The 25093-nt window shown below is 70.3% G+C and carries 19 protein-coding genes and 1 tRNA gene; 8 read left to right on the top strand and 12 right to left on the bottom strand.

Annotation, left to right across the window (positions count from 1 at the left end; all coding sequences use genetic code 11):
- Positions 1-281 precede the first annotated feature (281 nt).
- From istA to FY030_RS03510, 3 genes are all read left to right on the top strand, one after another.
- Complete coding sequence (istA, locus tag FY030_RS03520) at positions 282-1493, top strand: IS21 family transposase (protein ID WP_158060305.1); 1212 nt, start codon at positions 282-284, stop codon at positions 1491-1493.
- A complete protein-coding gene (gene istB / locus FY030_RS03515) occupies positions 1490-2293 on the top strand; it encodes an IS21-like element helper ATPase IstB (RefSeq protein WP_158060304.1) in 804 nt (267 codons plus the stop codon). Before istA ends, istB begins: the two co-directional genes overlap by 4 nt.
- A 503-nt stretch (positions 2294-2796) precedes the next feature.
- Positions 2797-3321, top strand: coding sequence for a hypothetical protein (locus FY030_RS03510; protein ID WP_158060303.1), 525 nt, complete (start codon positions 2797-2799; stop codon positions 3319-3321).
- Positions 3322-3604: 283 nt separating this feature from the next.
- Here the strand turns inward: FY030_RS03510 and FY030_RS03505 are convergent, their stop codons facing one another.
- Positions 3605-5296, bottom strand: coding sequence for an ATP-binding cassette domain-containing protein (locus FY030_RS03505; protein WP_202879752.1), 1692 nt, complete (start codon positions 5294-5296; stop codon positions 3605-3607).
- A gap of 236 nt (positions 5297-5532) precedes the next feature.
- On the bottom strand, positions 5533-6438 hold the full coding sequence (locus FY030_RS03500; RefSeq protein ID WP_158060302.1) for a hypothetical protein: 906 nt from the start codon (positions 6436-6438) through the stop codon (positions 5533-5535).
- A 94-nt stretch (positions 6439-6532) separates the two neighbouring features.
- Here FY030_RS03500 and FY030_RS03495 point away from each other — a divergent pair, with 94 nt between their 5' ends.
- Together FY030_RS03495 and FY030_RS03490 are read left to right on the top strand one after the other, a co-directional pair.
- Positions 6533-6958 (top strand): ArsR/SmtB family transcription factor, encoded by a 426-nt coding sequence (locus tag FY030_RS03495; protein WP_158060301.1) that lies wholly within the window; start codon positions 6533-6535, stop codon positions 6956-6958.
- A gap of 32 nt (positions 6959-6990) precedes the next feature.
- Positions 6991-8937 carry a heavy metal translocating P-type ATPase gene (locus FY030_RS03490; RefSeq protein WP_192498700.1) on the top strand — a complete coding sequence of 649 codons (1947 nt, stop codon included), beginning with the start codon at positions 6991-6993 and terminating at the stop codon, positions 8935-8937.
- 42 nt (positions 8938-8979) lie between these two features.
- Here the strand turns inward: FY030_RS03490 and FY030_RS03485 are convergent, their stop codons facing one another.
- Genes FY030_RS03485 through FY030_RS03470 form a run of 4 tightly spaced genes read right to left on the bottom strand, consistent with a single transcriptional unit; the run spans position 8980 to position 14182 of the window.
- The gene (locus FY030_RS03485; protein ID WP_158060299.1) at positions 8980-9960 is read right to left on the bottom strand and encodes an electron transfer flavoprotein subunit alpha/FixB family protein; all 981 of its coding nucleotides are present in this window, start codon (positions 9958-9960) and stop codon (positions 8980-8982) included.
- The gene (locus FY030_RS03480) at positions 9957-10727 is read right to left on the bottom strand and encodes an electron transfer flavoprotein subunit beta/FixA family protein (RefSeq protein ID WP_158060298.1); all 771 of its coding nucleotides are present in this window, start codon (positions 10725-10727) and stop codon (positions 9957-9959) included. The genes FY030_RS03485 and FY030_RS03480 overlap by 4 nt, the downstream gene beginning before the upstream one ends.
- Position 10728: 1 nt before the next feature.
- Positions 10729-13326, bottom strand: a complete 2598-nt coding sequence (locus FY030_RS03475; RefSeq protein ID WP_238348532.1) for a GcvT family protein — start codon at positions 13324-13326, stop codon at positions 10729-10731.
- A gap of 34 nt (positions 13327-13360) precedes the next feature.
- Positions 13361-14182, bottom strand: a complete 822-nt coding sequence (locus FY030_RS03470; RefSeq protein WP_158060296.1) for an IclR family transcriptional regulator — start codon at positions 14180-14182, stop codon at positions 13361-13363.
- 147 nt (positions 14183-14329) lie between these two features.
- Between FY030_RS03470 and FY030_RS03465 the strand changes: the two genes are divergently transcribed.
- Complete coding sequence (locus FY030_RS03465; RefSeq protein ID WP_158060295.1) at positions 14330-15646, top strand: aminomethyl transferase family protein; 1317 nt, start codon at positions 14330-14332, stop codon at positions 15644-15646.
- A gap of 42 nt (positions 15647-15688) precedes the next feature.
- On the opposite strand, the gene FY030_RS03460 is transcribed toward FY030_RS03465, so the two are convergent.
- The 3 genes from FY030_RS03460 to FY030_RS03450 all read right to left on the bottom strand — a co-directional run bounded on the left by FY030_RS03460 (position 15689) and on the right by FY030_RS03450 (position 18644).
- Complete coding sequence (locus FY030_RS03460) at positions 15689-16468, bottom strand: IclR family transcriptional regulator (RefSeq protein ID WP_158060294.1); 780 nt, start codon at positions 16466-16468, stop codon at positions 15689-15691.
- Between the two features lie 50 nt (positions 16469-16518).
- The gene (locus tag FY030_RS03455; protein WP_238348531.1) at positions 16519-17355 is read right to left on the bottom strand and encodes a methylenetetrahydrofolate reductase; all 837 of its coding nucleotides are present in this window, start codon (positions 17353-17355) and stop codon (positions 16519-16521) included.
- Positions 17356-17480: 125 nt separating this feature from the next.
- Positions 17481-18644: a citrate/2-methylcitrate synthase gene (locus FY030_RS03450; RefSeq protein ID WP_158060293.1), complete on the bottom strand. Its 1164-nt coding sequence runs from the start codon at positions 18642-18644 to the stop codon at positions 17481-17483.
- Positions 18645-18707: 63 nt separating this feature from the next.
- Here FY030_RS03450 and FY030_RS03445 point away from each other — a divergent pair, with 63 nt between their 5' ends.
- The gene (locus FY030_RS03445) at positions 18708-19877 is read left to right on the top strand and encodes a citrate/2-methylcitrate synthase (protein ID WP_158060292.1); all 1170 of its coding nucleotides are present in this window, start codon (positions 18708-18710) and stop codon (positions 19875-19877) included.
- A 1-nt stretch (position 19878) separates the two neighbouring features.
- Here FY030_RS03445 and FY030_RS03440 read toward each other — a convergent pair whose 3' ends face one another.
- Entirely contained in the window at positions 19879-21081 is a 1203-nt protein-coding gene (locus FY030_RS03440) for a PrsW family intramembrane metalloprotease (protein WP_158060291.1), read from the bottom strand.
- Between the two features lie 45 nt (positions 21082-21126).
- Between FY030_RS03440 and orn the strand changes: the two genes are divergently transcribed.
- Positions 21127-21780: an oligoribonuclease gene (gene orn / locus FY030_RS03435; RefSeq protein ID WP_158060290.1), complete on the top strand. Its 654-nt coding sequence runs from the start codon at positions 21127-21129 to the stop codon at positions 21778-21780.
- A 74-nt stretch (positions 21781-21854) separates the two neighbouring features.
- Here the strand turns inward: orn and FY030_RS03430 are convergent, their stop codons facing one another.
- Together FY030_RS03430 and FY030_RS03425 are read right to left on the bottom strand one after the other, a co-directional pair.
- Complete coding sequence (locus tag FY030_RS03430) at positions 21855-24722, bottom strand: FAD-binding and (Fe-S)-binding domain-containing protein (RefSeq protein ID WP_337692476.1); 2868 nt, start codon at positions 24720-24722, stop codon at positions 21855-21857.
- Between the two features lie 194 nt (positions 24723-24916).
- Positions 24917-24989: transfer RNA gene (locus tag FY030_RS03425), tRNA-His, on the bottom strand.
- Between the last annotated feature and the right edge of the window lie 104 nt (positions 24990-25093).

Genomic DNA, 25093 nt, shown 5'->3' with positions numbered 1-25093 from the left:
TGAGCAACGACTGGTGAAGCGCAAACGTATGCCATGAGCAGGATCCTGACCGGAAGAGCAACCAGCGCCAAAGTCGTGCGTCTCCCTCCGCTCAGCATGGTCGACCTGGCCGTGTGTTCTGCCACTCGAGTGTCGTCTGAAGGGGTTCGCCTCCGTGTCGGGTGGCCATCAGGTGGGAGTCGCGATTGGTCGCGTCGGTTTCAGCCGTGATGTTGTCGGCGGCGCTTGAAAACTGAGCAGGTACGGCGCTCGAAAAGTGAGCACTCTTCGACGATTGGAGTGTGATCACCATGGAGGACTGGGCGCTGATCAGGAGGCTGGCCGCCGAGGGCGTGCCGAAGGCCGCGATCGCCAGGAGGTTGGGCATCTCGAGGAACACGGTCGCTGCGGCCGTGGCTTCCGAGGGTCCACCGAAGTACGAACGAAGACCAGGGCCGACGTCGTTCACGCCGTACAAGGCGCGGGTGCGTGCGCTGTTGGCGGAGACCCCGGACATGCCCGCGACGGTGCTGGCTGAACGGGTCGGGTGGAGCGGCTCGATCCGCTGGTTCCGGGACAACGTCAACCGGGTCCGGGCTGACCACCGCCCGATCGACCCGGCCGACCGGTTGACGTGGACGGCCGGGGACGTGGCGCAGTGCGACCTGTGGTTCCCGCCGCGCAAGATCCTGCTCGAAGACGGCTCCCGGACCCTGCTTCCAGTGCTGGTGATGACCTGCGGGTACTCCAGGTTCATGCTCGCCCGGATGATCCCGACCCGGAAGACACCTGACCTGCTGCTGGGGTCCTGGTCGCTGCTGGAGCAGCTGGGCCGTGTTCCGCGTCGGCTGATCTGGGACAACGAGCCCGGCATCGGACGCCGGAAGGTGACCGAGCCGGTGGCGGTGTTCGCTGGGACGCTGGCGACGCGGATCGTGCTGCTGCCGCCGAAGGACCCCGAGTCCAAGGGCATCGTGGAACGGCGCAACCGCTTTTTTGAGACCTCCTTCATGCCCGGGCGCCACTTTGAGTCCCCGGGCGACTTCAACGCCCAGTTCACCGACTGGCTGCTGACCGCGAACGCCCGGGTGGTGCGCACGATCAAGGCCCGTCCCGTGGACCTGCTGGGCGCGGACAAAGAGGCAATGTTGCCGTTGCCGCCGGCGGTGCTGCACCTGGGCTGGCGTAACCATGTCCGCCTGGGCCGGGACTACTACGTACGCATCGACACCAACGACTACTCCGTGGACCCCCGCGCCATCGGTGCCCGGGTCGACGTCGCTGCCGACCTTGATGTCGTCCGGGTCCGCCACGGTGGCCGCCTAGTGGCTGAACACCCGCGTCGGTGGGCCCGCGGCATGACCATCACCGACCCCGCTCACGTCGCCACCGCCGCGAAGCTTCGGCACGACTACCAACACCCCGCGACACCGGCGCCCGCCGACGACGGCATGGTGCGGGACCTGTCCGAGTACGACCGTGCGTTCGGCCTGGGCGAGGTGAGCCAGCCATGACCCGCAAGACCACCTCCGCCACGACTGAGACCCTCAAGCAGATCACCCACCTGGCCGCGGCGCTGAAAGCACCACGGATCACCGAGTCCGCCACCCGGCTGGCCGACCACGCCCGCGATGCCGGATGGACTCATGAGGACTACCTGGCCGCCGTCCTGGAACGTGAGGTCGCCGCCCGCAACGCCTCCGGCGCACGGCTGCGGATCCGCGCCGCCGGCATGCCCGCGGCCAAGACGATCGAGGACTTCGACTTCGACCACCAACCCGGTGCGCGCACCCCGATCCAGGCCCTGGCCTCCGGGGCGTACCTGGCCGAGCACCGCAACGTCGTCCTGCTCGGGCCACCGGGCACCGGCAAGACCCACCTGGCCACCGCCCTCGGCGTCGCGGCCGCCCGGCAAGGCCACCGGGTCCTGTTCGCCACCGCCACCGACTGGGTCACCCGACTGACCGAGGCCCACGACCGCGGACGGCTCGCCGTTGAGCTGACCCGGCTGCGCCGCTACGGGCTGATCATCGTCGATGAGGTCGGCTACCTACCGTTCGACCAGGACGCAGCGAACCTCTTCTTCCAGCTCGTGTCCTCCCGGTACGAGCACGCCTCCCTCATCCTGACGTCCAACCTGCCTTTCTCCTCCTGGGCCGGCGTCTTCGGTGACCAGGTCGTCGCCGCGGCGATGATCGACCGCATCGTCCATCACGCCGACGTCATCGCCCTCAAAGGCGCCTCCTACCGACTGCGCGACCGCGGCGTGGAGACCCTACCCAGCATCAAAGCCGAGCAAGAATCCCTAGACTGAAACCGCTCACTCTTCGACCGCCGAAACCGCCCAGTTTTCGAGCGCCGTCGACAGATGTGGGTGAAGCCCCCGGTGTGCAGCGTTGTGGCGATCTCTTGGACGAGGACGAGAGCCAGCCGGGTGCGGCGCCAGGGCCGCGTCACTCCGATGCACCCCAGTCTGGGTTCGGGCCGACCATGCGAGGCGCCAGCCCTGAAAGGGCCACCCGGAACGGCAATACCGTGGGCAGCGAGCACTGCCGAGCCCATCACGGTGAGGCCGGTCACCCCTGGGCCGGGCGGTCGGCACGCGTCAGTTTGGGCGGCCAGCCGTAGGGGCGGATAGTGGATACAGTGAGTGAGCCGCACCGTCTTCAGATCAACTGGGTCAATTCCGCAGGTGGCGCCCTGGGGGCCGTGTCTTCGGCCGTGCTCCTGTCCAGTCTCGGCGCGGCCGGCACCCTGGTAGGTGCTGCACTGGGCAGCTTGTGCATCACAGTGGGGGGCGCCGTCTACTCTCACTACTTGGCGATGACAAGGGACCGCGTGGCAGCGCAGGCCTTCGCGGCTCGGCGCACCGGGCGAGTGCACGAGCTGGCGCCGGCCCAGGAAGGGCCAGCCGCGCGGGCTGAGGAGCATCGACGTGCCGAAGGCAACGTCGACCTCAAGGATCGACCGGACGTGCGAAGGTCCGTGAGGCGAGTACTGCAAGGCCTGCCCTGGAAGCGGATCGCTGCTCTCAGCGCTGCGCTCTTTGTGCTGGCGATGGTCCTCATCGTGGCCTTCGAGCTTGCGACCGGGCGCGCGGTGTCCACCTACACGGGCGGCACGAACAACACCAGTGTCGGTACCTCGATCCCGGGCTGGAGCGGCACGGGGGAGGTACCGCCCGACGCTGAGCTCGACGTGCCTCTGCCAGGTGAGGTCCAGGACACTGACCCGCCGCAGGAGCAGGCGCCGCAAGACGCGCCAGATGAACAAGTTCCTCAGCAGGAGGCGCCCCAGGAGGAGGCGCCCCAGGAGCAGTCACCGCAGGAGGACGCGCCCTAGCCGCCGGCACCAGAGAACCCCCGCCCCATAGGTTTCTGGTGGACATCCTCGGCGGGACGTTGCGCCGTCGATGTCTGGCCATCCTCCAGCCTGCCGCCACCCAGCTCAACGGACCCGCTGCAGAGCCATTGGACTTCAGGAGGACACCGGTGGCCGCGAGGCACCGAATGAGCAACGGCATGTGGTGTCTCGCGTAGTCACCGGACCTGGGTGCTGCGCACATCCCCGCCTGGCGATGACCGGCGGCAAGACAGTGCGACGCCAGGCGGCGATGGGCCGGTGTTCATGAAGGGTCCTTGTCTAGATCGGAGGGGGACGTGGCTGCCTGGAGGTGGAGAGTGGGCCAGCCGGCCACGTCGCGGAGGAGCTGACGGTCGTGGGTCGCGACGACGACTGCGCAGCTGGTCTGCTGCAGTTCGGTTGTGAGCTCGTCGACCAGGCCGGCGGAGAGGTGGTTGGTTGGCTCGTCGAGCAGCAGCAAGTCCGGCTGCTCGGCGAGGCACAAGGCCAGGTGCAGCCGGCGCTGCTGCCCCTGAGACATACGGGTTACCGGGGTCCGCCAGCTGCGGGCCTCCAGCAACCCGGTACGCGAGGCCGCCACCCGGGGACTCGGGGCCCGCCCCGATCGGGAGGCGAGCTCGGCGAGGTGCCGGTCGTAGACCTGGTGGGCGGTGAGCTCGGGTGGCCAGCCAGGCACCTCCTGCGAGAGGAAGGCGACGCACGCTGCCGGGTGTAGGCGGACCTGGCCGGTGGTGGGGGTCAACTGCCCGGCGAGGACTCCGAGCAGGGTGGACTTGCCGGCACCGTTGGCGCCGGTGACGACCAGTCGGTCGCCGCCGTTGACGGACAGGCTCGTCGGTGTTGTGAGGCGGCCTTGGACGGTGGCCTCGGCGCAGGTCAGGACGGGGCGACCGGGGGTGGTTCCTGGGTCGGGCCAGTGCAGCCGCAGCGGAGGTTCGGGGACCGAGACGACGTGCGCCTCGAGGTCTTCCTGCCTGCGGTTGAATGCCTGGACGACCCCGCCGGTCCGGGTGGCACGCTGGTGCTTGCCGTGGCCCTTCTCGGGGCGCCACCCGGACCGGAGGCGACCCCTGGCCTCCTCGGCTGCCTGGGCGAGCTGGGCCCGCTCGGCGAGCTGGTCGGCGTAGTCCTGCTCCCACCGGACCCGGTCGCGGCGACGGCCGTCGACCCAGGCGTCATAGCCACCGGCGTACAGGCGTGGGCGTCCGTCCTCGCTGGGGTCGAGGTCCAAGAAGCTCGTCGCGACGTCTCGCAGCAGCGCCCGGTCGTGGCTGACGATCGCCAGCCCGCCTCGGTGAGCCTGCAGGCGTTCGGTGAGGAAGTCCAGGCCCTTTGCGTCCAGGTGGTTGGTCGGCTCGTCGAGAAGCATGAGATCGGAGTCTGCGCCCAGGACGCACGCGAGCCGAACCCGGTACCGCTGACCTACCGAGAGCGTGGACAGTGTCCGCGCCCTGTCTGTGCAGGCGTCGAGCCCCGCCAGGGCCACGTCAACGCGCCGCTGTGCGTCCCAGGCGTCCAGCGCGATGGCCAGGTCGAGGGCGGCGGCGTACGCCTCATCGGCGCCTGGGCGTCTCTCGGTGAGGGCCTCAGTCGCCGTCTCAAGGCGCGCCAGTGCCGTCAGAGAATCGCCAATCGCGTCCTCAACGAGTGCACCGACGGTCTTGTCACTGCGGGCATCGAGGGCCTGCTGGACGACGGCCAGGGTGCCGACCCGGGTGACGGTACCGAGCTCCGGCTCGGTCAACCCGGCGAGGACGTGGAGGAGAGTGGTCTTGCCGCGGCCGTTCTCGCCGACGATCGCCAGCCGAGACCCGGCGGAGACGACGACGTCGACGTCGCGGAGGACCCGCCGATCTCCGAGGGTTACATCGACGCCCTCAGCTCGGATGTGGGCGGCGGCGCCTGCGGGGAAACCGCCGTAGAAGGGGCTTTGCTTGTGATACGGGTTCTGCACTGTTCTCTCTTCGGCTCGTCATGGGAGCCGGGCAGCACAAGAAGGGGCCGCCCGGCGAAGGCCAGGACGGCGTACAGAGACAGGGAGGACGAAGTGGCTCTGCCGCCGTCAGCGGCGAGCCCAGGGCTTCATCGAGGCGATACCCACCATGTCATCAGGATACGAGACTCAGACGCCTGCCCAAACTGGTTAACCGGCAGCACGACGACCTTCCGACATGGCAACAGCAAGGGCCCTCACGTCGAGCGAAAGGTCTCCTGAGCCGCTTGGGCCGCCTGCCGGACCCCGCCGCGTTCGGCAAGGAACCCGCCGAGCATCCCGACAACGGGGAGGTTGCGCATGGCACGTGCGACCAGCCCGCCCTGGGGGCGCTCACCCTGCAGGCCCGCGAGGGAACGGAACTGACGAGCCACACGGCGGATCAGCAGCGCCGTGGAGCCCAGTCGGCGCAGCACCCCCGGCGGGTCATCCTGGTCCTGGTCGAGCTCGGCCTGCAGCTCGTCGGGCTCGCCAAGCCCCTCGTCGGTCCGCTCTGCGCTCAGCTGACGCCGAACCGCGTCGAGGTCGAGGTCGCGTCCCAGCACGATCGACGCTGCGGCGACCACCCGGTCGGCCTCGTCGGTGCCACCCACTTCGTGCGCGACGGCGTTCACGACGAGCACCTGCCCGGCTGCGCCGACCGTGTTCAAGATGGGGGACATGGCCGTCCGCGTCACGATGCCACCGAAGCTGGGTAGGGCGACCAACGCCGCGACACCCGTGCCAAACCGGTCGACCCACCACTGGATGCGCTCATCCGTGCTCAACCCCGACCAGTCCTCGTGCCTGGGGTGCACCTGCCCGGTGACGCGCCGCACGCCGAAGCGGGCTGCCCAGGCTGCAGCAGACCCGACCGTGCCAGCGGCTGAGGCAGCTGCCTGCGCAGCAGAACCCGCGGCTCCAAGAACACCGCCACGTCCGGTGTGCTCCCCCGTCGGCGCCCCCGGGACCCGTCGCGTCCGGCGTGTTCCCCCGGTCGACATGCCCGCAACCCGTTCCGGCGTCGGCTCGTCCTCGCGGAGCAGGACGCCCCGCACGCGCTCGAACTCACGGCTGGCGCGCGCGAGGGCAGAGATCAGGTGCTCGTCGGAGATTTTGCTCATGTCACATTCTCGACCACGAGCGCACATACCTCCTGCCCTGAGGCCCAGGCCTCCGCATGAGCCGTGCACGAGGGTTGGCCGCTAACATCGGCATATGACGATGACATCGACACCGGGGACTGCGGCCAACCCGTCAGGGAATGAGGGGCTCGGCGTGGCGGCGGCGTTGTTCCACGGGCTGTCAGACCCGTCCCGGCTGGCGATCCTGCAGCACCTGACGTTGGGCGAGCACCGGGTGCGTGATCTGACCGAGCATCTGGGACTGGCACAGTCGACCGTGAGCACGCACCTGGCATGCCTGCGCGACTGCGGGCTGGTGGTGTCGCGGCCGGAGGGTCGGGCATCGATATTCTCGCTGACCAGTGCGCCGCAACTGCTGGGGGTGCTGGACGCCGCAGAGCAGTTGCTCGCCGTCTCGGGGTATGCCGTGGCCCTGTGCCCGAACTACGGCATCGGGACCGAGGGCAGCCCGGCCGCTGACCAGCTGCGCGCGCACGCCGGGCGGGACGCCGGGGAGTGAGCGGCCAGGACAGGCCGAAGCATCAGGTCCTGATGGACGCGTGCGGGTGCGAGATCACACCGCCTCCTGCCCCGGTCGGCGAAGAAGGGCAGGAGCCGGTCACCCGGGTCTGGCACGTGCGGGAGGTGCAGCTCGGTCTGCTCTCCGGTGCGCTGCTGGGCGCCGGGTTGCTCGCCGGGTTAGCCGAACAGGGGACGACGGAGCTCGTGCTGGCTGCCGCCGCCCTGCTGGTGGGCGGATCCACGTTCGTCCCGGGTGCGCTACGGCGGCTAGCGCGCGGCAAGCTCGGCGTCGGCCTGCTGATGACGATCGGCGCGGTGGGGGCCACCCTGCTCGGTCAGGTACAGGAGGCCGCCGCCCTGGCGTTCCTGTTCTCCCTCAGCGAAGGCCTGGAGGAGTACTCCCTGGCCCGGACCCGGCACGGCCTGCGGGCGCTGCTGGACCTGGTCCCGAAGGAGGCGACAGTGCTGCGCGACGGCCGCGAGCTCGTGCTCGACCCCGCACAGCTGAGGGTCGGGGATGTCATGGTGGTCCGCCCGGGCGAGCGGCTGGCGACCGACGGGACCGTACTGACCGGTCGTAGCAGCCTGGACACCTCAGCGATCACCGGTGAATCCATGCCGGTAGAGACCGGGCCGGGTGAGGAGGTCTTCGCCGGGTCGATCAACGGCTCCGGAGCACTGGAGGTCGAAGTCATCGCCCCTGCTCAGGACAACTCCCTGGCCCGCATTGTGCACGTGGTGGAGGCCGAGCAGTCCCGCCGCGGCGCCACGCAGCGGCTGGCTGACCGGATCGCCGGGCCGCTGGTGCCCGGCATCCTGGTCGCCGCGGGGCTGACGGTGCTGCTCGGTGCGCTCGTGGGGGACCCGTCGGTGTGGGTGCACCGGGCCCTGGTCATGGTCGTGGCCGCCTCACCCTGCGCGCTGGCGATCTCTGTGCCGGTCACCGCAGTTGCCTCGATCGGTGCGGCCAGCCGCCGCGGCGTCCTGGTCAAGGGTGGCGCCGCGATGGAGGCCCTGGGCCGGGTGCGCACCATCGCCCTGGACAAGACCGGCACGCTCACCCGTCACCAGCCGACCGTGATCGACGTCGCCACCGCACCCGGCCACGCCCCGGACCAGGTGTTGGCGTGGGCGGCTGCGCTGGAGGCCCGCAGCGAGCACCCCCTGGCCGCGGCGATCCTGGCCGCCGCCGGCCAGGTCCCCGCTGCACAGGACATCGAAGCGGTCGCCGGCGCTGGACTGGACGGCACCGTGGACGGCGCCTGGGTCCGGCTGGGCAAACCCGGCTGGATCGAGCCCGGGGATCTCTCCCTGGCCGTGACCGCCATGCAGCAGGCCGGCGCGACCGCGGTCGTGGTGGAGGTCGACGGCCACCCGGTCGGCGCGATCGCGGTCAGGGATGAGCTGCGACCAGAGGCGAGTGAGGTCATCGCCCGCTTCGCCGACCGCGGCTACACGGTGGCGATGCTCACCGGCGACAACCAGGTCACCGCCCAAGCGCTAGCCGCGCAGGCCGGCATCGATGAAGTGCACGCGGACCTGCGCCCTGAACATAAGACGCAGGTGGTGGCCAGGCTGCGCACACACGGACCGACCGCGATGGTCGGGGACGGCATCAACGACGCGCCCGCGCTGGCCACCGCCGACGTCGGTGTCGCGATGGGCGCCATGGGCACCGACGTCGCCATCGAGACCGCCGACGTCGCCCTCATGGGTGATGACCTGCGGCTACTTCCATTCGCGTTCGACCACGCCCGCCGCACCCGCGCGATCATGCTGCAGAACGTGGTGCTGTCGCTGGTCCTGATCGCGGTCCTGATCCCGCTGGCGCTGTTCGGCATCCTCGGCCTCGCGGCCGTGGTGCTGATCCACGAGCTCGCCGAGGTCGTCGTCATCGCCAACGGCGTCCGCGCCGGACGCGCAAGGCACGTGCCCGTCCTGGACGATGCCGATGTCCCTGCCCGCTGTCGAGTGTGACGCGATCGGGTGTCCGGCTGCGGTCGTCTCCCTTCCGACGGGTTAGCCCAGCTCCTCCAGCAGCGCGGGAAGGACCTCGTGCATGTCGCCGATGACGGCATACTGCGCCTTGGTCACCATCGGCGCCTCGTCGTCGGTGTTGATGGCGATGATGGTCCGCGAGGACGCGCATCCGGCCCAGTGCTGGATCGCGCCGCTGATGCCGCACGCCAGGTAGAGATCGGGACTGATGCGGCTGCCGGTCTGTCCCACCTGCTCGTGGTGCGGACGCCAGCCGAGGCTGGTCACCACCCGCGAGACGCCGACCGCGCCACCGAGGCGTTCGGCGAGTGCCTCGGCAGCGGTGAACCGGTCGGCGCCACCGACCCCGCGTCCGACCCCGACGACCACCGAGGCGCCGGTCAGGGCCGAGGTGTCGCCAGCCTCGCGCACCTCGCTGCGCCGCACCTGGGCGGCCAGGTCGGCCGGGGTCAGCTGGACCGCGACCTGTTCCACCTGTGTCTGCGTCGGCTCCGCCGACGGGACGGGTGCCACCGCGTGTCCCGCCACCGACGCCACCGCGAGCTCACCGCCAAGCCCGATCCGCTCCAGCACCGCACCACCGACGACCTGCCGCTCGACCTCCAGCGGGTCCGACTGGACGATCTGCACCACGTTCGCCGCCATCGGCACGTCGTGGAAGGAAGCCACGTGGGCCAGCACCTCGTTGCCCCGCGGAGTGCCACCGCCGATCAGGTATGCCGCACCGCTCCCCTGGAGGCCGGCGTCGACGACACGGGCCCAGGCGCGGGCCGCGTAGCGCTCCAGCTGCGCATCCGTGCTGACGAACAGGGTGCGCACCCCATGCTCGCGGCACTGCGCCAGCACCCTCTCACTGGGCAGGCCGACGTGTCCGACGAGCACCGCGTCGACCGCGTCCCCGGGTAGTCCACGCGCGAAGGTCAGCGTCTCCTCAGCCACCACGGACAGTCCCGGCTCGCCCTGGCCGGCGACCTCCGTCTCCACCAGCACCAGCACACTCATCGCACCACTCCCAGCTCTCGCAGCACCTGAGCAAGCCGCGCGGCGGCGCCCTCACCCTGACCCAGCACCTCCACCTGGCTGTCCGGCGGTGGAAGCACCCGCAACCCGAGCCGGCCGTTGCCCCGCGGTTCGACACCCGGCTCGAGGACCTCGATCGGCGTCTTCTTGGCGCGCATCCGTCCGCTGATCGAGGGGTAGCGCGGCTGCACACCGCCCTCCAGCACGGTCGCGACCGCGGGCAACGGCAGCTCGTAGACCTCGGTCCCCGTCGCCGTATCGGCGCGGACCTCGGCCCGGCCCTCCGCCACGGTGACCGTCAGTGCCCCTGCCACCACCGGCCGCTCGAGCAGATGCGCCAGCCGGATACCGACCTGGTGATCTCCGGTGTCAGCAGCATCGTTGCCCAGCAGCACCAGGTCGTAGCTGGCGCCCCCGGCCTCCTTCTCACGCACGGCGGAGGCGATCGCGGCGGCAACATCCCCCGGCCCGAAGGCATCTGCCAGCGCATCGATACGGACGGCCGCATGGGCCCCCACTGCGACCGCGGCCCGCAGCTGTTCCACGCAGTCCTCCTCCCCCAGGCTGAGCACGGTGACCTCACCATCGGACTCGCCGGCAATGCCCACCGCGATCTCGAGGGCACACTCCTCGTGCGCGCTCATGGTGTAACCGGCGTAGCGTCCATCCACCGAGTCCCCGGCCTCGGTGAGCACCACCTCGCCGCTGGCGTCGGGCACCCGCTTCACACAGACCAGCACGTCGGTCATCTCAGGCACCCCCCACGCCCGCACCCAGCTCGGCATACCGTCCCTTGACCCGCAGATTGTCCGGGTCGAGCAGCGGGGTGGCGTCTGCACGAGCCACAGTGACCGGGAAGAGCTGCTCCATGTAGGACACCGCCAGCTCGGTGCCGGGCACCGCCTGCGCGGGCGGGAGGAATGCCATCAGCACGTGCTTGCCCAGACTCGGCGCCGAGGCGGCCGAGGTGACGTAGGGATGGTGACCGTGCCCGTCCGTCAAGGGCTGACCCTCACGGGTCAGGATGGGTTCACCGCCGAGCATGTAGCGCCTTGAGCCGTCGGCGCTGGTGTGGTCGTCGACGGTCAGGGCGCACAGGACCGCCTTGGGGTCCACGCCTTCCTGCTCGAGGACCGCCTGTTTGCCGATGAAGTCGGCATCCTTGATCTTGGGCCTGCTCATCCCGGTCTCGGACAGGCTCCGCTCCGCGTCCAGCTCGGCGCCGTAGGCGCGGTATCCCTTCTCGATCCGACCCGTGGTGGTGTAGACACCAATCCCGACAGGCCCGACGCCGTGCTCGCGACCGACCTCGATCAGCCGGTCCCACAGCGCCGCTCCAGTCTCCATCGGCACGTAGAGCTCCCACCCGAACTCCCCCACGTAGGAGATCCTGGAAGCCAGCACCGACAGCTCCCCGACCTCGATCAGCTTCCACGTCCCAAACGCGAAGTGCTCAGGGGAGATGTCGTCGTCGGTCAGCGCACCCAGCACGTCGGCCGCCCGCGGTCCCCAGAGACCGATCGTGCTGATCGCCGAGGTGAGGTCAACCAGCTCGGCCCCCTCGGGCAGGTGGTCAGCGAACCACTTCTGGTCGACCATGCCGTGCGCGCCGCCGGTGACGACGCGGAAGTGGTCGTGCCCGAGGCGCATGACGGTGAGGTCGGAGCGGAAGCCACCGGCCTCATCCAGCACCGGGGTGTAGATGACCCGGCCCACGCGGACGTCTGCCTGTGCCACGACGATGCGTTGGATCGCTGCCAGGGCTTGCGGGCCGACGACGTCGAAGATGGCGAAGGCGGTCAGGTCCACGATCCCACCCCGGGCCCGCATCGCCAGGTGCTCAGCGTTGATGATCGGGCTCCACCAGCGGGCATCCCACTCGTTCTCCCGGGGCATCACCGCCTCACCGAACTCCTCCAAGAGCCCCGCGTTGCACTCGTACCACTGTGGGCGCTCCCAGCCCACAGCCTCATGGAAGACGGCGCCGAGCTCACGCTGCGCGGTATGCATCGGGGACAGGCGCACCCGGCGTGAGCTCTGCCACTGCTCTCCGGGGTGCACGATGCCGTAGGTCTTGTTGAAGGCTTCGCTGGTGCGGGCGCGGACGTGGGCGCGCGTCCGCTGGTGGGGATAGAAGCGGGCGATGTCACTGGCGCCCAGGTCGATCTCGGGGCGACCGTGCGTCATCCACTCGGCCACCGCCCGCCCGACCCCGGGGCCCTCCTTGATCCACACCGCGGCGCAGCTCCACAGCCCACCAACCTCGGGGGTCTCTCCCAGCACCGGCGCGCCGTCCGGGGTGAGCGAGAGGAGGCCGTTGATGGCATACCGGATCTCGGCCCGCTCGTCACCGAGCAGCTCGGGCATGAGCTCCAGCGCCTGCTCCAGCTGCGGGTCGAAGTCGTCCTCGGTGAACGGCATCTCGGTCGGCGAGAGCTTGGCCTGGGTTATCGAGGGGATCTCTTCGGGCTCGTGCAGGATCGGCCGGTGCGCATAGGAGCCGACCTCCATGTCCGAGCCATGCTGGCGTTCGTAGCAGAAGGTGTCCATGTCGCGGACGATGGGGAAGCTGATCTCGCCGTCCGTGCTGGCCAGGGGGGCGCAGGGGCCCACTGAGATCATCTGGTGCACCGCCGGGGTCAGCGGGATGTGCGCGCCAGCCATCCGCGCCAGTTGAGGGCTCCAGACGCCGCAGGCGATGACCACCACGGGGGCCTCGATCGTGCCCCTGTCGGTCTGCACGGCTCGGACCCGTCCCTCGGTCACGCTGATCCCCGTCACCTCGACGTTCGGCACAGTGGTCAGCGCACCGGACTCCTGGGCCTGCTCCCGCATGATGGTGCCGGCCCGCAGCGAGTCGACCACGCCGACGGACGGCGTGTAGAAGCCCCCGACCAGGACGGAGGGGTCGACGAAGGGCACCAGCTCGACGATCTCCTCGGGTGTGACCAACCGCGACTCGATCCCCCAGGCCCGGGCCGACGACATCCGACGCCGCAGCTCCTCCATCCGCTCCTGTGTCCGTGCGACCTCGATGCCGCCGGACTCGATGAAGACGCCCATCTCGCGGTACTGCCGGACCGAGTCCAGCGTCAGGTCGGTGATCTCCCGACTGTGGTCGACCGGGAAGATGAAGTTGGAAGCGTGACCGGTGGAGCCGCCGGGGTTCGGCAGCGGACCCTTGTCGATCTGCACAATGTCCTGCCACCCCAGGCGAGCCAGGTGGTGGACCAACGCGTTTCCGACGATGCCGGCTCCGATGACCAGCACGTCGCAGCGGTCCGGGAGGGCTGAGGTGCTCATCGAGGCATACCCTTCGAAGTGCGTATTGCGCAACTGTGCGCACATGACGCAACTATCGTGCGCCCGCGCCGGACTCCTGTCAAGGGCCGCGCAGGACTGCCGTGCCTGGTCCCGCCCCCGGGGCCGCCTCACCGAGCCAACCGAGCCGGGCCGAGACGGCGCCGGCGGCGCGGACCAGGAGCGGCACCAGCTCGTCGACCCGTGCCGGACCGATCCGGAAGGTCGGTCCGGAGATGCTCATCGAGGCGCTGATCTCCCCGTGCGCGTTGCGCACCGGCGCGGCGACCGCCGTCAGGCCCACATCCAGCTCGTCCCGCACCACGGCATACCCCTGCGTCCGCGCCTGCGCCACCAGCTGCTCCAGCACCCCGGCATCGGTCACGGTCTGGTCGGTGTATGCCGACAGCTCGCCCCAGGTGTCGAGGCGCACCGAGGAGGGCATCTCGCTGACCAGGATCCTGCCGTTGGAGGTCGCGTGCAGCGGGATGTGCTGACCCACCCAGTTGTACGAGGTGATCGTGGACGGCCCGATCACCTGGTCCACGTAAAGCGCCGACCGGTCGGCGAGGACGGCGAGGTTCACGGTCTCGTTCGTCCGTGCCGCCAGCGCCCGGCACACCGGCCTCGCCTCCTGCACCAGGTCAAGCCGTGCGTTGGCTGCACCGGCCAGGCGCAGGATTCCCGGCCCCAGCCGGACCCGTCCACGGACCTCCGGCTGCTGCACCATCTCGTGCTCCACCAGGGCCGCCACCAGTCGGCTCGCCGTCGACCGGTGCACCCCGAGCTCGGCCGCGACCTCGCTCACGCTGACCTCCCCGCTCCGGGCCAGCAGCTCCAGGATGGTGAGGGCGCGGTGCACTGACTGCACCACCCCCGAAGCCTCGGTTCGCTCCTCACCCATGGGCCAACTCTACGACCGGCGTTGCGTATGGCGCTCACCGTTGCGCTCTCCGCTTATCGTGCGATAGCGTCATGAGCACGCTGGATCACAGCCCACGGCCTGATCGGTCCGTGCCGCTCCAGCCCCGCCCCGCGCAAGGAGACGACGATGACTCCGTCCCGGAACACCAACCACAACCACCCGACGGTGGACCAGGGCCGGACCGTTCCGGTCAACCTTCGGCAGACCGGACCGACCCCGGTGGAACTGCTGATCTCCACCCGCATCCGCAAGTCCCCCTACTGGCACCTGTCGGTCGCCGCCGGCGCCTGGCGCGCCGAGGTCTACAACCGCGTCTACCACCCGCGTGGGTATGTCGCCATGGATGAGGGGGGTCCGCTCAACGAGCACCAGGCCGTGGTCAACGACGTCACCATGTGGAATGTCGCAGTGGAGCGGCAGATCCAGGTCAAGGGCCCGGACGCTGAGGATTTCGTCAACTACGTCATCACGCGGCAGGCCAAGAAGATCTCGCCGATGCACGCGCGCTACGTCATCCTGTGCAACGAGGCCGGCGGCATCCTGAACGACCCGGTGCTGCTGCGCCTGTCGCAGGACGAGTTCTGGTTCAGCCTGTCCGACTCCGACCTCATGCTGTGGCTGCAGGGGGTGAACGTCGGCAAGGGGTATGACGTGCACATCCAGGAGATCGACGTGGCCCCGGTCCAGATCCAGGGCCCGAAGTCCGAGGCCTTGATGCGTGACCTGATCGGCCCGGTGATCGCCGACATCCCGAACTACGGTCTCGCCGCGGCCGAGGTTGCCGGGCTGCCGGTGATCGTCTCCCAGACCGGGTTCACCGGTGAGAAGGGTTACGAGATCTACCTCTACGACGCCACCTTGCACGCCGAGGAGATGTGGAAGGCGGTACTGGAGGCCGGCAAGGCGCACAACCTGCGGGTGATCGCCCCGGCCCACCCCCGACGTGTCCAGGCGGGCATCCTCTCCTGGGGTCAGGACATGGACGCCGAGACCTCGCCGCTGCAGACCAACCTGGCCTACCAGGTGCCGCGGATGAAGGATGAGGACTACGTCGGCAAGGCAGCGCTAGAGGCCCAGCGGGCACAGCTGGAGGCAGGCAACCCGCCCTTCACCCAGATGCTGGTCGGGATGCGGCTCGGTGGGAAGCCGATCACCGACTACGCGCCAGACTTCTGGTTGGTCAGCACCGCCGAGCAGGACGACCCGGTCGGCTACCTGACCTCACCCTGGTACTCCCCCGAGCTCGAAACCAACATCGCCCTCGGGTACGTGCCGATCGAGCAGAGCCAGGTCGGCACCCAGCTGCGGGTATGGCTGCCCGAGGAGTATGCCGAGACCTCCGGTGAACCGGTCGACGCCGTGGTGGTGGAGGTGCCCTTCCGCCCGTCGGTCAACCCCAACACCCGCGAGGTGCTCAAGGACGAGGGCAAGCAGTTCCTCTGAGTCGCACGCGCACCCGCTGAGGCCCGGCCGCGCCGCCGGGCCTCAGCCGTGCCACCCGAGCCGGGTGGACAGGTCGGTCGCCGCGCTGCGCAGCGGTGCGAGCAGCTCCCGCTCCCGCTCGACGTCCATCCGGAAGGACGGGCCGGACAGGCTGATCGAGGCCACCAGCTCCCGGTGGACGTTGTAGACGGGGGCAGCCATCGCGGTGAGGCCGATGTCCAGCTCGTCACGCACCACGGCATAACCCTGCTTGCGGGCCACCGCGACAAGCCGTTCCAGCTCCGCGGGCTGCGTCACCGTGTGCTCGGTGAAGGCGGTGAGCTCACCCCAGGCCTTCCTGCGCTCGGCGGGGGAGAGCGCACCGACCAGCACCCTGCCGTTCGACGTAGCGTGCAGCGGGATCTGCTGTCCAACCCAGTTGTGGGAGGTGATCGTCGAAGGGCCGAGCGCCTGATCCACGTAAAGAGCCGTGTGTCCGGCCATCACCGCGACGTTGACGGTCTCGCCGGTCTCCTCCGCCAGTCGCCGGCAGACCGGCCGCCCCTCCTGGACGAGGTCGAGCCGGGCAGTGGTCGCCCCGGCCAGGCGAAGGATGCCCGCGCCTAGCCGCACCGGACCGCGTGCCTCGGACTGCTCCACCAGGTCATGGGCAGACAAGGCGGCGACCATCCGGCTGACGGTGCTCTTGTGAACCCCCAGCTCCTCGGCGATCTCCCCCAGACCTGCCTCACCTGTGCGTGCCAGGATCTCCAGGATGGTCAGAGCCCGGTCGACGGACTGCACCGGGGACCGATCACCTCCATCGCTCCCCTCGGCTGCCATACCGTCACCCTACGGACCGGCGGGACGGGCGCCGCGCTCGGGGTGGCCGCCTAGAGCCTGTCCAGCTGCTCACGCCGCCAGGCCTCGATGCGGCCGACCTGGTTGAAGGTGTAGATGTGCAGCCCGCGGATCCCTAGGCGCTCATCCGCAGCCAGCTGGGCGACCTTGCGCACGAAGGTCGTGCTGGAGAAGCCGGGCAAGGCGATCCGCGCGAACACATTCTTCTGCTTGCGCAGGAAGCGCATTGAGTCACCGACCCCGATCGTCGTGGCCATCCGCAGCAGCTTGCCGGGGTCGACCGGGCCGGGGACGCCGATGTGCACGGGCAGCGTGACGCCGCGGTCGCGGACCGACTCCAGCCACCTGCCCACCATCGCGTGGTCGAACGTCATGTTGGAGACGATGGCAGTGGCGTGCTCGCGCTTGTCCCACATGGACTGCACCAGGACGTGGTCCTCGATGCCGGGATGGGACTCCGGATAGCCAGTGATGCCCACCTGCTCGAAGGGCCTGCCCAGCTCGTCGAGGGCGAGCAACAGGTCCAGGGCACTGTCGAAGGTCTCGACGGTGCCCGACGCGTCCCCCCCGGGCACGAACACCTCGGTCACGCCCGCTTCCTGCAGCCGGGACACCAGGTCGGGCAACCCAGCCCGGGGCACCATCCGTGCCGCCAGGTGCGGCACCACGCGGTAGCGCTGCGCCAGCCGTTCGGTGACTTCAAGCGTGGCGTCCAGTCCCTTGGTCGGTGACGCGGTCACGGTGACGGTGCGACCCGGCGCCACGTGCTCGTGCACCCGGTCGACGATGCCCCCGGATGGCAGCACCTCCAGCCTGGCCTCGAGCAGCAGCGACTTCAGGGCCGGCGGTGGACGCTTGTTGCTTATCACGCAACCTCTTTCACGATGTGGTCAGTCTACGAGGGCGCGGGCTGCTGGACAAGGGCTGCGGGACAAGGGCTGCTGATGGGCTCATGACGCTCGTCAGCTCCCGCCCAGCCCAAGGCGGCGCGCTGCTACGAGCTGGTGCCCGGCACCGGGGCCGGTGCCTGTGGACCGACATACCTTGCCGATGGCCGGAAGATCTTGCTCTCCTGCGCCTGCTCGAGGATGTGCGCGCCCCAGCCGACGACGCGAGCGGTCGCGAAGGTCGGGGTGAACATCTCGCGGGGGATGCCGCACTGCTCCATGACCACGCCCGCGTAATACTCGACGTTGGTGTGCAGGGCGCGGCCGGGCTTGAGCTCGGCGAGCGCGTCGATGACCTCCTGCTCCACCCGGACCGCCAGGTCGGCCAGCGGCCCACCAAGGTCCTGGGCGATCTCGCGCAGCATCGCCGCCCGGGGGTCCATGACCCGGTAGACGGCGTGTCCGAAGCCCATGATCCGCTCGCCGCCAGCCACCTTGTCGCGCACCCAGTCCGATGCCCGCTCCGGTGAGCCGATCTCGTCGAGGGAGTCCAGAGCACGGTCCGGGGCGCCGCCGTGCAGCGGCCCGGCGAAGGTGCCGATCGCGGCGCACACGGCGGAGGCGACGTCGGAGCCGGCGGAGGTCACCACCCGCGCGGCGAAGGTGCTCGCGCTGAAGCCGTGGTCGACCGTGCTGGTGAGGTATGCCGTGATCGCGCGGCTGTGCTGCGCGCTTGGTTCCTCCCCGGTCAACATCCACAGCCAGCTGCCGGCCGCGCCGAGCTCGGGCCGTGCGGGCAGCGGCTCCAGCCCGTGGCGCAGCCGGTAGAGCGCCGCCTGGATGACCGGGACCGCGCCCACCAGTCGCAGGACGTCGGCCCGCACCTGGGCGGGGTCCGCGCCGTACGTGGGACCGAAGCCCTCGAGTGCCCCCAGGTGCGAGACCGCGGTGCGCAACCTGGCCAAAGATGCACGGTCCGGCCCCGTGCGGGCCACGTCGAGCAGCACCTCGAGCAGCCCGTGCGGCAGCACGGACGCCTGGGCGAGCCGGTCCTGGAGGACCTGCGACTGCGCAGGGGTGGGCAGGGTGCCCTCCAGCATCAGGTGGCAGACGTCCTCAAAGCTCCGCGACCGGGCGAGCTCCACCGCGGAGTACTCCCGGAAGTGGTAGAACCCCTCCTCGCCGCGCACGTCGCCGGTCCGCGTGTCCGCGACGACGACGCCCTTGAGGCCGGGTGGGGTGGTCATCGTGCTGTTCTGGGTCTGCTCCATGCCGCGAGAGTGACGCACTGTTGATGATGCTGTCAACGTTGATCCAGTCAATATGATGGCCTGATGGACGGTGAGCTGACGACGGGACAGGTGGCGGACTACCTCGGGGTCAAGGTGCAGACGGTCTACGCCTACGTCAGCCGCGGTGTGCTGGCCCCGGTCCGGCGGGAGCCGGGGACCGGGAGCCTCTTCGCCCTCGCCGACGTGCGCGGCCTGGTGCGGGGCGGGCGTGCCGGGCGGCGCGGCGGGCCGGCGGCCAGCGACGACGTCCGCACCCAGGTCACCGAGGTCACCGGAGGCCACCTGGCCTACCGGGGTCACGACGTGGAGGACCTGGCCGGCACGTGGTCCTTCGAACAGGTGCGGGAGTTGCTCGTGGGTGTGCCTGGCGACGCGTCCTGGCCGGGCCCGGGCGAGCGAGAGTCCCTGGCGGCCCTGACCGCCGCGTTGCCGGAGCGGACCGGTGTCATGGACCGGTTCAAGCACGCCGTGCTCGTCGCCGGGGCCACCGACGTGGGACGGCACGACCGCAGCCCGGGGGCTTTCGCCCGCGCCGGGACGCGGTCGGCGGCCTTCATGGCCCTGTCCCTGCCGGGTGCGGAGCCGGCGCCGGCGGGCCGGCCGACCCTGGCGGGGACGTTGACGACATACCTCGACCGCTGTCCGACCGAGCTGCTCGACGCGGCCCTGGTGCTCCTGGCCGACCACGACCTCGCAGTGTCGACGACCGCGGTCCGCGTCGCGGTGTCCTCCGGCGCCGACCCCTACAGCGCGCTGCTCGCCGGGCTCGCCGCAGCGGACAGCCCGCTGCACCTCACCGCCTCGCTGCAGGTGCTGGACTGGCTGTCCGGGGCGGTGCGTGACCCGCAGGGCGCCATCGACGCGGCCCTGGCCGGGCGCCGCCCGCCCGGCTTCGGCCACGTGGTCTACACCGAGCAGGACCCTCGGGCCCAGCTCCTGCTCGAGCGGCTGGAGCCGGCGTGCGACCGCGATGAGCTGGCGGCGCTGCGCACGATCGAGGCCGAGCTGCTCGAGCGGCGGGGCTGGGTGCTGAACATCGACGTGGGGCTTGCCCTGCTGGTGCGCGTCCTGGGTCTGCCCCGCGACGCTGGACCGGTGATCTTCGCCTGCGCCCGGACAGCCGGCTGGACCGCGCACGCCGTCGAGGAGCTGCGCGAGCCCGGCATGCGGTTTCGTCTCCGGGGGGTCTACAACGGGCCCCGTCGCGGCTGAGTCAGGCCCTGGGGACGAAGACCTGGCGGTGGGCGCTGACCGCCTTCAGCAGGCGACGCTCGTGCTCGAGCCAGTGCGGGTCGGTGCCGCCCCCGCCGTGCACCATGTGCTTGCGCACCATCGCCAGCTCCCCACTCTCGTCCTGGAAGGCCCGCATCGCCTGCTGGGCGCGTCGGCCACCGATCCCGCGGGCCCACGCCCGGGCACGACGGCGCTCACCGGGATCGGCGAGCATAGCCACCTCCGCGGGGGTGTACCAGCCGTTCAGGCCGTAGCCGGTGAGAATGTCCCGCAGCAGCCGCGACTCCCGGCGGCGGGCCCAGTAGAGCAGCAGCAGGAAGCCGACGAAGAGCGGGATCTGGACCAGCACGAAGATCAGCAGGTAGGCCTCGGCCCGGACGACCGCGCTGTAGTTCCACAGCCCGTGCAGGAAGATCGCGCCGGCCAGGCCGAGCAGCACGATCCACGCCGAGCTCCAGCGGCGTCGGTGCGCGATGAGCCCGAGGGCCAGCCCGATGCAGATGGTGAACATCGGGTGCGCGAATGGGCTCACCAGGCAGCGCATGACGAAGATCGCAACGAGGCCGGGGACGCCGCCGTCGACATACATCGTGCCCAGGTAGAGGATGTTCTCCACGAAGGCGAAGCCGGCCGCCACGATGCCGGCGTAGACGATGCCGTCGATGACGCCGTTGAACTCGCGCCGGGCCAGGAGGAAGATCAGCAGCACCCCCAGGCCCTTGAGCACCTCTTCGGTTACCGGGGCGATGACCACCGCTCCAAGCACCATCGGGTCGGCGTCCAGCCCGGCGAAGAACGCCAGGCCGAGCTCACCGAGGACCAGCGCGCCGAGGGTGGAGATCAGCGCGCCCCACAGGAAGGCGAACCACAGCAGGCGCGGCGGCTCGGCCTCGAGTCGGTCGACCCACAGGAAGAGGGGTATGACGATCCCCAGCGCGATCGCCGAGCTCACCAGGGCCAGCAGGGCGGCGCGGGGGCCGACCGCAGTGGTCACCACGAAGGTCATGGCCAGGGCGGCCAGTCCGAAGACGACCGCGACGACGCTCCAGCCGACGATGCCCCGCAGCATCGGGCGCCGGGTGGGGTTGGCCGGGGCCGGCACCTGCGGCTGATAGGTCATCAACTGGTGCCAGCCGGCGTGCACCGGATCACCCGTGGGCGGTGGCGGGGGCGCGTGCGACATGGAGGCGAGGTTATCCCGCCGACCCGCAGCGCCTACGCTGGTCGCGTGGCTGGTGAGCGGATTGTCTGGATCGACTGCGAGATGACAGGGCTGGACCTGCAGGCGGATGCCCTGGTCGAGGTCGCGTGCCTGGTCACCGACTCCGAGCTGAACGTCCTCGGGGACGGGGTTGACGTCGTGATCCGGCCCCCGCAGGAGGCGCTGGACCAGATGGGCGACTTCGTCCGGGAGATGCACACACAGTCCGGGCTCCTGCCGCTGCTTGAGAACGGCACCACCCTGCAGGACGCCCAGGAGCGGGTCCTCGCCTACGTGCGTGAGCACGTCCCCGAGGGCCGCAAGGCGCCCCTGGGCGGCAACACGGTCGGCACCGACCGCACCTTCCTGGCCCGGGACATGCCCGAGCTGGAGACCCACCTGCACTACCGCATCGTCGACGTCTCCTCGATCAAGGAGCTGGCCCGCCGCTGGTATCCACGCGCCTACTTCGCCGCGCCCAAGAAGACCGGTGGGCACCGGGCCCTGGGCGACATCCAGGACAGCATCGCCGAGCTGCGCTACTACCGCGAGGCGGTCTTCAAGGACCAGCCTGGCCTCGACACCGCCACCCTGCGGGGCATCGCCGCGCGGCATACGACCATCCCAGCCTCCCCCGAGCCCCCGGCCACCCCTGGCTCCCCGGAGCCCCTCACTCCCTGACGAGGGGCCGTCCTCCTAGGGCCCGGGCGGGCGCTGTGTGGGTGTCGGCACCGAGCCGGCTCGAGCCCGCTGGCTCAGCGGGTGGCGGACTCCAGCTGTTCCAGCACGTGTCGGTAGGTGCGGCCGGTGGCGCGGGTCATCCCGATCTCGCACGTCCGGTTGTCGGACAGGAAAATTGTGTCTTGCGGGTGGGCATCCAGCAGCCCACGCTGGGAAAGCTCCGCCACCTCCGGAGCGGTGGCCGAGGCGGTGAGCTCGGGATGCAGCAGGCCTCGGTCACCGGCGAACCCGCAGCAGCCCCAGTCTGTGGGGACGACGACCTCATGCGACAACGAGGCCGCGAGACGTTCGAGGTAGATGGTCACGCCGAGCGTCTGCGTCCCACACGTCGGGTGCAGCACCACGCGTCCGACCCGGCGGGGGTCCGGCAGCCGCGGGAGCAGTGCCGTGGCGGCCCACTCGACCGCATCCACGACCCTGATGCCGACGCTTTCCGGGTGGCCGTGCTCGGCCGCGTTCTGGACCATCACCCTGACGCCCGCGGTGCAGGACGCGGCGTCTGTCACGACCGGCAGGCGTCCCTGACCGCTCGCTTCCCACAGGGCAGGCAGCACCCGGCGTGCCATCACGGCATACCCCTGGGTCAGTCCCTTGCTCTTCCACGGTGTGCCGCAGCACAGCCCGGCGAGGCCGGTGGGGGTGCGCACGCCCGCACCCGCGCGGCCCGCGAGCCGGACCAGCGCGGCGCTCGCGCCCTGGCTGCCCTCCTCGGGCCCGAACATCGATCCGACGCAGGCGGGGAACAGGACCGCCTCCGCGGCCGGGTGCTCGACCTGCCGACGGGCCGGCCCGCCGCGCGGCAGCTCTCGGTGATAGGCGGGCACGAGCTCGTCCGGCAGGACCCGGCGAGCCAGACCGGTTGCCGCCTCGCCCAGCGGCCCCGGCAGCCGGTCGGCGACCGAGAGACCGATGCTCCCCGCGCGGCTGACGGGCGCCCATCCCCGTGCGGCCGCGGCCCAGCTCCCCTGGGCGATCGGCCCCGCGTCCTCCGCGCGGAGCCGGCGGACCAGGTCGCCGGTGTTGATCTGCACAGGGCAGGCGGTCTGGCACATCCCATCCACCGCGCACGTCTGCAGCCCGGGGTAGTCGTAATCGGCCTCCAGGGAGGCGGCGAGCTCCAGGTGACCACGGTCAGCCGCCGCGGTCATCTCGCGCCGCAGCACGATCCGCTGGCGGGGGGTGAGGGTGAGGTCGCGCGAGGGGCAGACCGGCTCGCAGAATCCGCACTCCACGCAGCGGTCAACCTCCTCCTCCACGACAGGCGCGGTCTTGAGGTCCTTGAGGTGGACCAGTGGGTCATCTCCCAGGATCGTGCCGGGTCCCAGCAGACCTGCGGGGTCGAACAGTGCCTTGAGTTCCCGCATGACCGCGTAGAGCTCGTGCCCGTACTGCCGCTCGACGAACGGCGCCATGATCCGCCCGGTCCCGTGCTCAGCCTTGAGCGTCCCACCGCGGGCGAGGACGAGCTCGACCATGTCCTCGGTGAAGTCCGCATAGCGCTGCAGGGCGACGGGGTCGGTGAACCTCTCGTTGAGCATGAAATGGACGTTGCCGTCCTTGGCGTGCCCGAAGATCACCGACTCCTCATAACCGTGCCGGTCGAACATGGCGGTGAGGTCGACGCAGGTGCGGCCCAGGACGTCGAGGGGGACGGCGATGTCCTCCAGCAGGGCGTTGGTGCCTTGAGGCCGGGCACCAGCCACCGCGGAATAGAGAGCCTTGCGGACAGTCCAGAGCGCGGCCCGCTCGGCGACCGCACCGGTGAGCACGGCAGGTGCGGTCAGTGGCAGGGCCTCGAGCACCTGCTGGGCTGCGCTCGTGACCCCGGCGAGCTCCTCGGCGGTGTCGGCATGCCACTCCACCAGCAGGGCCGCATGCTCCTCCACCTGCAGCCCGGTGATCTGGGCAGGGGCGCCCGGGGCAAGCGCAGAGACGCGCAGGGAAGCAGCGTCCAGCAGCTCGGCCGTGACGGCACCCGCCTCCACGATCTGCGGGACGACACCCGTGGCCGCGCGGACCGTGTCGAAGACGAGCAGCCCGGTCGCCACCTTAGGCCGCACCGGCACCGTCTGGAAGGTCACCGACGCGATGAAGCCGAGCGTCCCCTCGCTGCCAACCATGAGGTGCTCAAGGATCGCGACCGGGTCGTCGTGGTCGAGGAAGGAGTTGAGGCCGTACCCCATCGTGTTCTTCAACGAGAACAATCTGCGGACAGTAGCGACCGACTCAGGGTCACCGCGCAGCCGGTCGCGCAGCCGCAGCAACCCTTCGTGCAAGGCCGGCTCCAGCGCCCTCAGCCGTTCGCCCGCATCCTCGGCACCGGTGTCCAGGACCGTGCCGCTGGACAGGACGACCACGAGCGAGTCCAGCGTCTCGTAGGTGTTGAACTCGGTGCCGCAGTGCATGCCGCTGGAGTTGTTGGCCACCACCCCACCGACCGTGCACGCCCCCTCGCTCGCCGGGTCCGGGCCGAGTTTGGTCCGGTATGGAGCCAGCCGCGCGTTGACCTGGCGCACCGTGACGCCGGGGGCAACCCGGACCCGAGCGCCGTCGTCGAGCACCTGCACGTCCCGAGAGAAGTGAAGCCGGGTGTCGACCAGCACGTGCTCCGTCACGGCCTGACCGGACAGGCTCGTCCCACCCGAGCGGAAGGTCAGGGGCATCCCCTCCTGAGCACATGCTCGCAGGAGCGCGGCCACCTCCTCGGTGCTGCGCGGGCGGACGACGACATCGGGGATGAGCAGATAGTGCGAGGCGTCGTGCGCGAGAGCGTGACGCTCCAACGGCCGGTCGGTGGCCATCTCCTGGCCCAGGCGACCGAGCCGGGACATGAACCGGTCTTTTCGTTCGCGACGCTCCGTGGTGGCCTCGACGTCCGTCATCTCTGCATCCTGCCACCTCTAGAGCAGGGTTGTCCGGGACAGGGGCGAGGAAGATACTCAGGTCGGGCGGCGCCCAGAGCGGGGCAGCCGAACCGCACGGCGAGAGCACCGAAACACGCAATGGCCCCAGACTTTGCGCGGTTGCGCGGAGTCTGGGGCCATCCTGCGGTGGCGCACCCGGCGCCATCTCTCCGGGTGAGTGACGGGACTTGAACCCGCGACATCCGCGACCACAACGCGGCGCTCTACCTGCTGAGCTACACCCACCATGTTCATCCGGGCAACCTGGGCTGTCCGGACAACGCGGACCATCCTACAACGTCGCCCGGCCTGATCTGAACAGCACGCTCGTGGCCTGGTGGTCGGGGCCG

The sequence above is a fragment of the Ornithinimicrobium pratense genome (genome assembly GCF_008843165.1).
GTDB classification, from domain to species: Bacteria; Actinomycetota; Actinomycetes; order Actinomycetales; family Dermatophilaceae; genus Ornithinicoccus; species Ornithinicoccus pratensis.
Note: the sequence above shows the minus strand (reverse complement) of the source record. Positions and strands in the feature narration are given on the sequence as shown.